At 68.6% G+C, this 12,867-nt stretch carries 10 protein-coding genes; 5 read left to right on the top strand and 5 right to left on the bottom strand.

Features of this window, described 5'->3' with window-relative positions; translation table 11 throughout:
* Window positions 1-105 precede the first annotated feature (105 nt).
* On the top strand, window positions 106-822 hold the full coding sequence (locus E3T34_RS03180; RefSeq protein ID WP_134401116.1) for a Pr6Pr family membrane protein: 717 nt from the start codon (window positions 106-108) through the stop codon (window positions 820-822).
* On the opposite strand, the gene E3T34_RS03185 is transcribed toward E3T34_RS03180, so the two are convergent.
* The 5 genes from E3T34_RS03185 to E3T34_RS03205 all read right to left on the bottom strand — a co-directional run bounded on the left by E3T34_RS03185 (window position 809) and on the right by E3T34_RS03205 (window position 7,134).
* Window positions 809-1,231: a hypothetical protein gene (locus tag E3T34_RS03185; protein WP_134342174.1), complete on the bottom strand. Its 423-nt coding sequence runs from the start codon at window positions 1,229-1,231 to the stop codon at window positions 809-811. The genes E3T34_RS03180 and E3T34_RS03185 overlap by 14 nt on opposite strands.
* 221 nt (window positions 1,232-1,452) lie before the next feature.
* Window positions 1,453-2,904: an NAD(P)/FAD-dependent oxidoreductase gene (locus E3T34_RS03190; RefSeq protein ID WP_134342175.1), complete on the bottom strand. Its 1,452-nt coding sequence runs from the start codon at window positions 2,902-2,904 to the stop codon at window positions 1,453-1,455.
* Between the two features lie 334 nt (window positions 2,905-3,238).
* Window positions 3,239-5,107, bottom strand: coding sequence for a methyltransferase (locus E3T34_RS16330; RefSeq protein WP_241977325.1), 1,869 nt, complete (start codon window positions 5,105-5,107; stop codon window positions 3,239-3,241).
* Window positions 5,108-5,219: 112 nt separating this feature from the next.
* Complete coding sequence (locus E3T34_RS03200; RefSeq protein ID WP_104099336.1) at window positions 5,220-6,068, bottom strand: SDR family NAD(P)-dependent oxidoreductase; 849 nt, start codon at window positions 6,066-6,068, stop codon at window positions 5,220-5,222.
* Window positions 6,069-6,084: 16 nt separating this feature from the next.
* Entirely contained in the window at window positions 6,085-7,134 is a 1,050-nt protein-coding gene (locus E3T34_RS03205) for a LacI family DNA-binding transcriptional regulator (RefSeq protein WP_104099335.1), read from the bottom strand.
* 212 nt (window positions 7,135-7,346) lie between these two features.
* On the opposite strand from E3T34_RS03205, the gene E3T34_RS03210 reads away from it, so the two are divergent.
* The 4 genes from E3T34_RS03210 (at window position 7,347) to E3T34_RS03225 (ending at window position 12,853) form a co-directional block, all read left to right on the top strand.
* Complete coding sequence (locus tag E3T34_RS03210; protein WP_134342176.1) at window positions 7,347-8,606, top strand: extracellular solute-binding protein; 1,260 nt, start codon at window positions 7,347-7,349, stop codon at window positions 8,604-8,606.
* Window positions 8,607-8,612: 6 nt separating this feature from the next.
* On the top strand, window positions 8,613-9,707 hold the full coding sequence (locus E3T34_RS03215; RefSeq protein WP_104099333.1) for a carbohydrate ABC transporter permease: 1,095 nt from the start codon (window positions 8,613-8,615) through the stop codon (window positions 9,705-9,707).
* Complete coding sequence (locus E3T34_RS03220; RefSeq protein WP_134342177.1) at window positions 9,704-10,612, top strand: carbohydrate ABC transporter permease; 909 nt, start codon at window positions 9,704-9,706, stop codon at window positions 10,610-10,612. The genes E3T34_RS03215 and E3T34_RS03220 overlap by 4 nt, the downstream gene beginning before the upstream one ends.
* A 189-nt stretch (window positions 10,613-10,801) precedes the next feature.
* Window positions 10,802-12,853 carry a glycogen debranching N-terminal domain-containing protein gene (locus E3T34_RS03225; RefSeq protein WP_134342178.1) on the top strand — a complete coding sequence of 684 codons (2,052 nt, stop codon included), beginning with the start codon at window positions 10,802-10,804 and terminating at the stop codon, window positions 12,851-12,853.
* Window positions 12,854-12,867: the final 14 nt, after the last annotated feature.

Here is a 12,867-nt window from a genome sequence, read left to right on the forward strand (position 1 = left end):
GCACCCGACCGGCTGGCGTAGCGTGGGAGCATGTGCGCGCGAGCTGCCGATCCCGCTCGGACGGACCCCCCGAAGCGCGTTCACTCGGCGGCGACGAGATCGGGCGTGCGCGCACTCACTGCGGCACCCGTACGCCGGGCCCTCGCCCGAACTTCTCGGACGCAGCCCGTGCACACCGTGCGCCGCGGGTTCGGCATCGGCCGCCTGCTCCTCGCCGGCCTGGGCGTGGTGGCCCTCGCCGGCTACTTCGATTACGTGCTCGGTTTCGCCACGTTTCAGATCTACAACTACTTCAGCTATTTCACCGTGCAGAGCGGTATGGCCGCGATCGTCGCCTTCGCCGCTGCCGCATTCGTCGCATTTCGGCACACGACCGACCCACCCTGGCTGAACTGGTTCCGGTTGCTTGTGACGACCTACATCACCGTCTCCGGGATCGTATTCCTGACCATCGTCATCCAGTCCTCCTCGCTGGACTACACGATCGAGGTGCCCTGGTCGAGCCAGTTGCTGCACTTCTGGATTCCCACGATCGCACTCCTTGACTGGCTGACGGATGCCGGCAAGGCCCGCCTGCCCTGGAAAATCCTGGTCTGGGTTCTCGTGGTGCCCTCGATCTGGGGAGTGTTCACGCTCATCCGCGGGTCGATCGTGGGGTGGTACCCGTATTTCTTCCTCGACCCGGTGCAGGTGCGCGGCCCGCTCGAGACCGTGATCTACTGCCTGGTCGCGCTGCTGCTCTTCACCGCGATCGCCGCCGTACTCACGGCCACGTCGCGGCTGCCCCCGCGGGCGCAGGGGCGCGAACCTACAGCGGCGTGAAGGTGTATTCGCTGGTCAGGTGCCCGCCCCGGCAGGCGCCGCAGTGGAGCACCCCGGATGCCCGCATCGCGAGGACCCGGGGTGTGCAATGCACGACCTTGGTGCCGCAGCACGGCGAGACCGCCAGGTAGGCACCGGGGGCGGTGGGTTGGTGCCCGTTCAGGCCACGAATGTGGTGAGTGCCTTCACAGGGCAGGTCAGGGTCGACGTCCAGAAGGACGACGGATTCGCGGTCGATGTCGATGTCGATGTCGATGTCGATGTCGATGTCGAGGAGGATATCCATGGGGAGCACAGCAATCGCACGGTCAAGCAGAAAAGTGGAGCAGTCGCGGGCGAGGGTGGTGCATCCCGGTGACGACCGCACTGGGATGGCCGGCGGAACGAGCCCGGCCTGGAACGGGGGCATCCACCCGTCAGGAATCCGTCGGCAGGGCCAGTCCGGGTAACGACTGGACCTCTGAGCGCTGCACCACGACGGGCTGCGACTGCATGAGAACGTGCCCCGAGTGGGAGCCAGAATTCATCGACTGGACGTTGGCAGGTGAGTACACCACGAATCTCAGAATTAAGACGGGTGGACAATCGCGAGGCGCCGGCCCGGGATTCGGGGAGCGGCGTGGTGCGGACCTACTCCGTGGTCGGGTTGTCGGTCGGCACGGCCGAGTAGAACGGCTCGAGGCTGCTCAAGGCGGCGGCGAGGAACTCGTCGTCGTCGACCTCCGCGAGGCGCAGAGCGGTCTCCGCCGCAACCAGGCCCACCAGCACCGGTTCGCCGGTGAGCGGAACCATGTTGATCCAGACGCGGAAGTCGTCGTCGCCGCCGACCGTGGACCAGAGCGGGGCATCCGTGTCCCAGAACGGCTTGTCGAATTGCAGCCAGATCTTGTCGAGCGTGCCCATGCCCAGGGCCGAGATGGCACCGCGGTGCGTGAAGGGCAGCGGCGGGTCGAACTCCATCACTTTGGTCTTCAGAACCCCCAGCGGCACGGTGACGACGACCCGGTCGGCGGAGAGCGACTCGCCGGTGCCGAGCCGGAGGCTGGTGCCGGCTTCGCTGTAGGCGATTTTGGTGACCACGCTCGACCCGAGCATGTCGATGCCGTCGCTGAGGTCGGTAAGCAGGGTGGCGAAGCCGCCCAGCACGATACGATCCTCGCCGGGATCGGTGTCAGGGTCGGCCTGAGGGTTGGCGTCCGAGTACCAGGAGGACTGCTCCGGAACGGGGCCCCCTGCCAGTGGGTCGAGCACCACCGTGATCTGGTAGTCGAGCCAGTCGGCGTCGGAAACGCCGGTGTCGGCATCCGTCGTCGAGAGCTTGGAGGCCCCCGAATCGGCGAGGGACTGCGCGATGGACACGTCGGTGGGCTGCTCGGCGGCCCAGGCCAGCGCCGTGGCGACCGCCTGCGCGCCGGTGTCGGGCACCTCCACGACCGTGCCGGCCGCGGTGCGGGCCTCCGGCGGATCGGTGAAGGGGGCCGTGGCGACGCCGCGGTCGGTGAGGTCCTCGTCGAGGGTGGTCTGGCCGGTGCGCCGGACGAAAGCCGCGCCGAGCTCGATCGGGAATGGCCAGTCCTTGTCGGTGACGGTGTCGATGCGGCCGCCGATGCGGTCGCGGGCCTCGACCAGGAACACGTCGAAGCCGGCGTCCTGCAGGTCTCGGGCCGCGGTGAGTCCGGCGATTCCGGCGCCGATCACGGCGATGCGCTCCCCCAGGCTCGCCGCTGCGAGCACGTCGCGGGCGGCGCGCTTCCCTGAATCGCGGGCGCCCTGCACCGTGCCCGGCGCGTCGGTGGAGGTGGCCTCACCGGCGAAGAAGAGGCGGTCGTCGACGGGCTGGCCGAGCGCGGCGCGCTGCTCGGGCGTGGCGCCCACCGCGGGGTAACTGAAGGAGCCGCGGGCGAACGGGTCGGCCGACCAGGATGTGCGGCGCATGGCCGCCGGCTTCGGGACGAGCGAGGGTGTCGACGTCGGCTTCGGCGTGACGGATGCCGAGGGCCGCGGAGTCGGCGTCACGCACGCGGTGAGCGCGACCAGGCCCAGGCCGGAGACTGAGCCGAGCAGAAAGGTTCGTCGTTTCATCGCTGTCTCGGCGCCAGGTATGGCGCCGACGTCCTCCTCTCCGAGCGGGCCGGGCAGTACGACCAAGCTACCGCAGAGCCGGGTGAAGTGGCCGGTCGGGTGGGGGTGGAGTGGGGTCTGCGCACGTTACTTCGGAGATTGTCGCGACACGCGGCATCCCACCCTGAAATACGGCGTTTCGCGAAAATCTCCGAGTTTGCGTTCGCCGGTGACGCGGTGGCGGTCTAGCGTGCGCTGGTGGCGGTCTAGCGTGCGTTGGTGGCGGGCGGGGTCCTCGTCAGTGCGTCAGCTCACAGCACGTGGCTGGCAGCAGACGATGGCAGCACACAGCACGTCAGGCGAGCCGATGCTGCAGGAAGCCGTCCTCGAGCAGCTCCCGCACGCGCGGGAGCAGGTCCGCGGCGAGTTCGCGCTCATCGACGTCGAGCAGTTGGGCCAGCGCAGCGACGATCGAGCCGACGTCGAGCTCACCGTCAGAGGCGCCGACCAGGGCGGCGAGGCCGGTGTCCAGCGCGATCAACCGGCCGAAGCCGGTGCCCTGGTGCAGCGTCATCAGGGTGGGGTCCTCCTGGCCGGGCCAGTAGTGCCGTACCTCGGTGACATCGGATGCGACGGCGAGCCGCGCGCGGGCGAGGCGGGCGTCATCCGTCGCCGCGTGCCAGTCGTGGGCGGCGAGGCAAGCGGCAAGATGGCTGCCCATGCCTCCTGGATTGTGGCCGAGGGTGCCGGGGAGGCGTTCGAGCCGACGGAAGGTGGGGGTGCCGGCGGCCGGGCGGCGCAGCAGCATGTAGCCGAAGCCGACCTGACTCACGCCGCGCGCCGCGAAGTCGTCGAGCCAGGCCCCGTAGAGGCGGTCGAAGTCGGCGGTGTCGGAGCGGGTGCCGCCGTCGCGGATCCACGTCTCGGCGTAGAGCGTGGGGGCCTGCACCTCGCGTTCGATGATCCAGGCGTCGAGTGCGGCGGCATCCGTGGCCTGCACGGTCTCCTGCTGGCCCCCGTGCGCACCCTCGGCACCGGCCCTCGCGGCACCCTCGGCCCCGGCGGCACCTTCCGCCCCGGGCGTATGCGAATTCGACGGAGATTCAGCTCCCAGAGGGGCCAAACGCGCCGAATTCGGGCTGTTTGGGGCAAAATCTCCGTCGAATTCGTCAGGGCGCAGCGGGACGGAAGCTGGCGATGCAGGGGATGCGACAGAGGTGACAGGGGTGACAGGGGTGACAGGGGTGACGGGGGCGGCGAGCCAGGCGGCCAGACGCTCGAAGGCATCCTGGCCGGCGTGGTACTCCCAGTTCCCGAGCAGCTGGGCGACGCCGCCGGGGGTGAGATGTTCGGCAGCGCCGCGCACGACCGCCTCGACGAGCGCGTCGCCGACCAGGCCGCCGTCGCGGTATTCGTAGGCCGGCACACCCGGCACACGCGGGGTGATCACGAACGGAGGGTTGGAGATGATGTGGTCGAAGCGCTCCCCCGCGACCGGTTCGAACAGGCTCCCGAGGCGAAACTCGATATTCCCGATCTCGTTCAGCTCGGCGTTGAGCGCGGCAAGCTCCAGGGCTCGCACCGAGATGTCGGTGGCTACCACCCGGTCGGCGTGCCGGGACGCGTGCATGGCCTGGATTCCGCATCCGGTGCCCAGGTCGAGGGCGCTGGCCACCGGGGTCGGGATCAGGAGCCCGGTCAATGTGAGGGATGCCCCACCCACCCCGAGCACATGGCTTTCGCCGAGCGGGTGGCCGAGTGCGAACTCTCCCAGGTCGGACACGATCCACCAGCTTCCGGCGCCATGCGCGTCGACGAAGCTGTAGGGCCGCAGTTCGAGGAGCGGGCGGAGGGTTCCGGCCGCACCGGATGCACCGGATGCAACAGGGCCGACACCCGGAAGGACATCGGCGTCGACACCGGCGTCGACGGATACCGCGAGGCCGAGCTCCTCGGCCCCGGCGGCACCCAGCGCGGGGAGGGCGACATCGAGATCCGCTCGGTCGACGGGCAGGCCGAGCACGAACAGGCGAGCCAGTGTGGCGCAGGGTTCGGCGTGCCCGAGCCTCTCCCGGAGACCTTCCAGCCCCCGAAGCGCCGGGACCCGCTGGTTGCGGCGCAACGCGGCATCCGCTTCGATCCCCCACAGGCCAGTGAGGGCCGAGACCGAGAAGTTGGCGGCGGCGAGGTCGGCGCGAAGCCGGTCGATCAGTGCAGAAGTCACCCGTCTATTCAACTGCACCGGCTGCCGCACCGGCTGCCGCACCGGCTGCCGCACCGGCCGCCGCACCGGCCGCCGCTACCGGCTGCCGGGCCGGCTGCCGGACCGGCCGCCGCTACCGGCGCTCCTCCGCCACGCTGTTACCGCCGTCGACGACGATCGTCTGGCCGGTGACGTATGACGCGCCGGGCGAGGCCAGCCAGGCGATCACGGAGGCCACCTCGGCAGCCGTGCCGCTGCGCCCGACGGGCACGAGCGCGCCCTCGACTGCCTCGCTCTCCAGCTGCGACCCGGTCTCGATCCAGCCCGGTGCGACCGCGTTGGCGGTGATGCCGAGCCAGGCCTCATCCACGGCGAGCGCTCGGGTGAGCCCGGCCAGACCAGCCTTCGCGGCCGCATACGTCAGGTCCCCGCGCGACGCCATCACCGGCCCAGACACGCTGGACACTGTGACGATGCGCCCCCAGGCCGCCGCGTGCATGAAGCCGATCACGGTGCGCGTGGCGTGGAAGGCGGTCGATAGGTTGATCGCGAGGCCGCGGTCCCACTCGTCCGGCAACGTGGTGCTCACGTCGCCGTGCAGCATCTCGGCATCGCCGACCGCGACCATGCCCGCGTTGTTCACCAGAATCGTGGGCGCCAGCCCGGCGGTCGCGAGGGAGTCGGCGAGCACCAGCGCGCCGGCCTCGGCGTGGAGGGTGCAGACGATGCCGGATGCCGCGATGCCCCGTTCCGTCAGCTCAGCCGCTCGCTCATGCACGCGTTCGGTCGTGGCGGTGAGCACGACGTGTGCACCGAGCTCACCCAGCATCCGTGCCGCGGCGAATCCGATCCCGGAGGCGCTGCCGGCCCCGGTGACCAGGGCCGTACGACCGGCGAGGTTCCACGCGTCGGGCAGGGCGAAAGCGAGAGGGACGGGGACACCGATAGAAGCAGGGAGTCCGACAACCTCGGGGAGAGTCATGGCGCCATGCTAGCGGCTACCGCGGCACGTCCATCGGGATGGCGGCGAACTCGCGCACGACCAGCCGGGGCGTGACCATCCGGTGCCGGGGTTCGGCCGACTCGGGGGCTCCGTGCACCTTGCCGCCGAACTCGCCGGTGAGCAGTTCGAGCACTCCGGCGGCCACCTCGTCCACTGCTTGGTCGACGCTGGAAAGCCCGATCGCGGCGGCGATGGGGGTGTTGTCGTAGCCGGTGACGGGCACACGCTCGGGGTTCGCGATCATCGCCCCGAGGGCGAGCGAGTCGCTCGCGCAGAGCACGGCATCGATCTGGCCGGCGTTCTGCCGCAACTGCTGCATGGCCGCGGTGCCCTGGCTGACGCCGTCAGTGGTGACGATCTCCAGCTCGGCCAAGTCCCGCTCCGAGACGTCGCCGCGTTCGATCATCGCGTCGTACCAGCCTCGTCGGCGGTCATCGCCGGTGCCCGACGGGCTGGGCCAGCCGATGTAGGCGATGCGCCGGGCTCCGGTCTCCTGCTGTGTCCGCGTGGCGGCGTGCAGGCCGGACCAGCCATCCACATCCACCCACAGGTGCTGCGGGTCGTTCATATCGTCGACTCCCCACGGCCGCCCGAAGGTGACGAAGGAGATGCCGTTCTCGATCAGCCATCGGGTGCGTGGGTCGCCGGCGAACGTCGACGTGAGCACGAAACCATCGACATCCGCGCCGTCGTTCAGGCGCCGGAACTGGATGATCTCGTCTTCGGGGCTCGTGGCCGTGAACAGCAGCACCCGCAGCCCCTGGGCGTCGGCCTGCTCGGTCACGGCGTGCAGAAACCGGTCGAGCACCGAACCGGAGATGCCGTCGATCACCGGGTCCAGCCGGATGCCGATGGTCGAGCTGCGCCGCGTGCGCAGCCGGCGGGCGGAGGCGTGCGGCCGGTACCCGAGTTCGGCGATGGCAGCCTCGACCCGCTGGCGGGTGTCGGTGCGCACGATGCCGGGCGAATTCATCACATTCGAGACGGTCTGCCTGGAGACGCCGGCCGCGAGCGCGACATCCGTCACCGTGGGGAACCCACCCATCGCCGCTCCTGCCCCACGCCCTTGTCGGACGCGCCTGCCCCCGTGAATTGAACGATCAAATATTGTTCTGCACAGAATACCGTGTCTCGACGGATCGCGGAAACACGGTGATTAGATCGATCAAAAAAAAGTTTGATCGATCAAATGAATTCAGCTATCGTGACCGTTACACAAGCAAACGCGCATCGATGCGCGACTCAAGGAGAAACAAGATGCAACGACGCAACTCCCGCTGGCTGATCGGAACCGGGCTCGCCGTGGCCGGCGCCCTCACCCTCAGCGCGTGCGGTTCCGGATCCGGCTTCGGCGGCGACACCGCCGATTCGGGCGGAGAGCTCACGAGCGATTCCACCCAGGGGCTCAACATTCTGATCGGTTCCAGCGGCGACGCCGAGACCGCCTCCGTCAACGCCGCCGTGGCCGCCTGGTCCGAGACCTCTGGCACCGACGCCAAGGTCAGCGTCGCCAGCGACCTCAACCAGCAGCTCGCCCAGGGCTTCGCGGCCCAGAAGCCCGCCGACGTCTTCTACCTGTCGACGGATGCGCTCGCCGGCTATGCCTCGAACGGCTCGCTCCTGGCCTACGGCGACGATCTGGCCAACAAGGACGACTTCTACCCGAGCCTGGTCAGTTCCTTCACGTACGAGGGCGACTTCTACTGCGCGCCGAAGGACTTCTCGACCCTGGGTCTGATCATCAACGACGACCTCTGGGCTCAGGCCGGGCTGACGGATGCCGACATCCCCACCACCTGGGACGAGCTCGCGGCCGTCAGCAAGACGCTCACGACCGACAGCCAGGTCGGACTCGCCCTCGGCGGCGAATACGCCCGTCTGGGCGCGTTCATGGCCCAGGCCGGCGGCAGCCTGATGAGCGAAGACAACACCGAGGTCACCGCGAACAGCGCGGAGAACGTCGCGGGCCTCGAATACGCGCAGACCCTCCTGAACGACGGGGTAATGAGCTACGCCAGCGAAATCGGTGCCGGGTGGGGTGGCGAGGCGTTCGGCAAGCAGCTCTCGGCCATGACCATTGAGGGCAACTGGATCACGGGCGCGATGAAGAGCGACTTCCCCGACGTCAACTACACGGTCGCCGAGCTGCCTGCAGGCCCGGAGGGCCAGGGCACCCTGCAGTTCACCAACTGCTGGGGAATCGCCGCCGACAGCCCCAACCAGGCCGGCGCGCTCGAGCTCGTCGAACAGCTCACCAGCAAGGATGCCCAGCTCACCTTCTCGGAAGAATTCGGCCCGATGCCCTCGATCAAGTCGGCCGCCGAAGACTGGAAGAGCGCCAACCCCACCCTGGTGGCCTTCCTCGACGGCGCCGACTACGCCAAGGGCGTGCCCAACGTGCAGGGCGCCGCGGATGTCACGAGCGACCTGAACGCCCAGCTCGAGTCGCTGAAGACCGGGGACGCGCAAGCGATTCTCGATTCCGTGCAGAAGAACCTCGAAGCACTGCTGAAGTAGTCCACGATGTCGACGCCTGCACGCACGGCTCGCCGCTCGAATATCCGGGGCGGCGAGACCGCCTCGGGGTGGCTCTTCACCGCCCCGATGATCATCCTGCTCGGCTTGTTCCTGGTCATCCCGGTGCTGATGGCCCTCTGGGTCAGCTTCTCCGACTGGAACGGCCGCGGCAGCCCCTTCAGCGGCACAGTGTCGTTCGTGGGCCTCGACAACTACTCCGCCCTGGTCGGCGGCGGCGGCCTGGCCGAACAGGACTTCGGCACAGCGCTGCGTAACAACGCCTGGTACGTCCTCCTGGTCGTGCCGACCCAGACCATGCTGTCGCTGCTGCTGGCCGTGCTGGTCAACCGGCAGATCCTGCGCGGCCGCGGCTTCTTCCGCACCGCGTTCTATTTCCCGTCGGTGACCAGCTCGGTGGCCATCACGGTGCTCTGGCTGTTCCTGTTCAGCGCCAGCGGCGCCGTCAACAAACTGCTGGCGTTCATCGGCGTCAACGGACCGAACTGGTTCAACGACCCCAGCGGCGTGCTGCACAACATCCTCGGAGCGTTCGGCGTCGAGACCGGCCCGGCCGCGCTCACGGGCAACACGTTCCTCGGAATCTCTTTCTGGGAGTGGCTCGCCGGGCCATCCGTGGCCATGAGCGCCTTCATCCTGATGGCCGTGTTCACCACCAGCGGCACGTTCATGCTGCTGTTCATCGCCGCGTTACAGAACCTCAGCGGCGACGTCGTCGAGGCCGCCATGATGGACGGCGCCAACGGCTGGCAGCGGTTCTGGCGGGTCACCCTCCCCCAGCTGCGACCGACCCTCTTCACCGTGCTCACCCTCGGCCTGATCGGTGCCTGGCAGGTCTTCGACCAGATCTATACCGGCACGCAGGGTGGACCAGGCAAGACCACGCTCACTCCGGCCTATCTCTCCTATCAGGCCGCTTTCACCAACCAGGCCTGGGGCCAGGGCGCCGCGATCGCTTTCATCCTGTTCGTCATCATCGTGGCCTTCACGCTGTTCCAGCGCGCTCTGCTCGCCGAACGCAAGGTCTCCAACCGGCGGATGCGTCCGTATCTGCAGAGCCCGACATCCGGAGGTTCGAAATGAGCACCACGGTGAGAACCCGCGAGCGCACCGTCTCTCCCTCCCGACGCCTGCGCGCCCTGGGCCGGGAACAGTTGCCGACCCGCGCGATCGCCGGCCGGTCACTGCTGTACGCGATCCTGGTCGTGCTGGCGATCATCTACATCGCCCCGTTTCTGATTCAGGTCGCCACCTCCTTCAAAACGGATGGCGATGCCGCCAGCAATCCCATGTCGCTGCTGCCGCAGACCTGGTCCACGGCCGCGTACGAGAGGTTGTTCCTCAACTCGGACTTCCCGGTCTGGTTCCAGAACTCCGCCATCGTCACCGTCTTCGTCACCCTCGGCCGCGTCTTCTTCAATTCCCTGGCCGGTTACGCCCTCGCGCGGCTGCACTTCCGGGGCCGCACCGTGATCTTCGCGCTGCTCATCGCCGTGATGAGCGTGCCCGGGGTCGTGCTCCTGATCCCGAAGTTCCTGGTGATCAACCAGCTCGGCATCTACGACACCTACGTTGCAATGATCGTGCCGCTGCTCACGGATGCCGCGGGCGTCTTCATCATGAAAAACTTCTTCGAGTCGATTCCGGCGAGTGTGGAGGAGCAGGCACGCATCGACGGGGCCAGCACCTTCCGGGTGTTCTGGTCGATCGTTCTGCCGATGGCCCGGCCGGCCCTGGTGACCATCATCATCCTGTCGTTCCAAGGGTCCTGGAACGAGCTGTCCCACTTCATCGTGGCCACGCAGTCCCCCGAGCTGACGACGCTGACCAAGGGCGTGGCGTCACTGGCCTCCGGGCAGCTCAGCCAGGGCACGCAATACCCACTCAAGCTGGCCGCGGCGGCGATCATGACCATCCCGGTCGCGGTGATGTTCTTCATCTTCCAGAAACGCATCATGAACACCACCGATGGGGCGGTGAAGGAGTAGTCCTTCTCTCCACCCTTTTCCTTCCGTTCCCTCGCTACTTCCGTTCCTTCTGTTCCTTCCGTTCCTTCTGTTCCTTCTGTTTCTTCTCTACTTCCATCCCTTCTCTACTTCCATCCCTTCTCTACTTCCATTCCTTCTGTTCCTTCTGCAGATCCGCACCACAACCCCCTCTGGAGTCGTACCTCGCTCATGTTCTCTCACCCCGTTCAGCCTCTGCTCCATGACTCCGCCATCGTTCTGGCGGCCCCGACCCAGGCGTGGTCGCGGTCCGACGGGCAGACCGACAAACCCATCCACGGCTTGTACCACGCGGACACCCGGATCCTCTCCGGCTGGTCCCTGCTGATCGGCGGCCGGACCGGCGAAGCGATCGGACACGCCCAGCGCGGCGCGGGAGAGGTCACCTTCACGTCGCTGCTCCGCCACCTCGACGACCGCACCGCCGACCCCCGGCTGCGGCTCGAAGTCACCCGCACGGTCACCGCGGGGCGCCTGACCGAACGGATCGAGATCATCTCGGGACTCGAGCAGGCTGTCGACACGACAGTGTCCGTGCGCCTGACGCCCGATTTCGCCGATATGCAGACCGTGAAGGCCGGCCTCGCGGGTGCCGCCGAGCGCGACGCTTTCGGGGGCGTGGACCTGCCCGCGGCACCGGATGTCGTTGTGACGGAGGCGAGCGGGGGCATCCGTCTGTCGACCGACACCGTGGCGGCGCTGGTGGGGGTGAGCGACGACGGGGTGCTGACCGGCTCGACCGCCGAGGCTGACACCGAGGTCACCGGCACCTGGTCGGTCACCGTGCCCGCGAAAAGCAGCGTCACCGTGGAGTGGACCGTCGAGATCGCGCACGCGGCCACCGTGGTGCAGGCCGCATCGGGGCTGCCTGAGTGGTCCGGGGTGTCGGTGCGCTCCGGCGATGAGCGTCTCGGACGTTGGGTGGCACGTGCGCTCGACGACCTGACCGGTCTGCGGATGGCCACCACGACGAGTCCGGCCGAGCCGTTCCTGGCCGCCGGCGCCCCCTGGTTCTTCACCCTGTTCGGCCGGGATTCCCTGTGGGCGGCGCGCTTCCTGCTGCCGCTCGGCACCGAGATCGCGGGCTCCACGCTGCGCCTGCTCGCGCAGCTGCAGGGCACCAAGAGCGACGCCGAGACCGCGGAACAGCCCGGCAAGATCATGCACGAACTGCGCCCCGATGTGTACTCGATGCCCGGCGAGAGCCTGTCGCTGCCGCCGCTGTACTACGGCACCGTCGACGCCACCCCGCTCTGGATCTGCCTGCTGCGCGACGCCTACCGTTGGGGTTTGGCCACCGAAGAAGTCGAGGCTCTGCTGCCTGCCCTCGAAGCTGCCCTCGGCTGGATGCGCGACTTCGGCGACAGCGACGGCGACGGCTTCCTCGAATACGTCGACATCACCGGCCACGGCCTCGCGAACCAGGGCTGGAAGGACTCCGGCGACTCGATCCAGTGGCGCGACGGCAGCCTCGCCGATGGACCGATCGCCCTCTGCGAGGTGCAGGCCTACGCCTACGAGGCCTATATCGGCGGCGCCGAACTGCTCGACGCCTTCGGCAGGGCCGGCGGCGACGCCTGGCGCGCCCGGGCGGCCGCGCTCCAGACCCGGTTCCGGGACTCGTTCTGGATCGACGCGCCCGCCGGCCGCTACCCGGCCGTCGCCCTCGACGCCTTCAAGCGCCCGGTCGACACCGTGACCAGCAACATCGGCCACCTGCTCGGAACCGGGCTGCTCTCCGCGGAGGAGTCCGCCCTCGTGGCCGCCCGGCTCGTGTCTCCGGAGTTGAACTCCGGCTACGGTCTCCGCACGATGTCGACGGACTCCGTCGGCTACTGGCCGCTGAGCTACCACGGCGGCTCGGTGTGGACCCACGACACCGCGATCGCGATCGCCGGTCTGGGGCGCGCCGGTTTCGGTGCCGAGGCCGGCATCCTGATCGAGGGGCTGCTCGCGGCGGCCGAATCATTCGACTACCGCATGCCGGAACTGCACTCGGGCGACGCGTCCTCCCTGGTTGCCGCCGCGGTTCCCTACCCGGCCGCCTGCCGCCCGCAGGCCTGGTCGGCGGCGGCGGCGGTCTCCGTGCTCGGCACCGTGCTCGGCCTGGAACCCGATCCGGTCACCGGCCAGGTCACCTCCACCCCGATCATCCCCGCGGTCGTCGGCGACGTTGCAGTGCGCGGCCTCCGGACCCCGCCGGCGCCGGCCCGCGCCGGCTAGCCGCGGCCCGGTCC

The sequence above is a fragment of the Cryobacterium sp. TMT1-62 genome (assembly GCF_004403145.1).
Lineage (GTDB): Bacteria > Actinomycetota > Actinomycetes > Actinomycetales > Microbacteriaceae > Cryobacterium > Cryobacterium sandaracinum.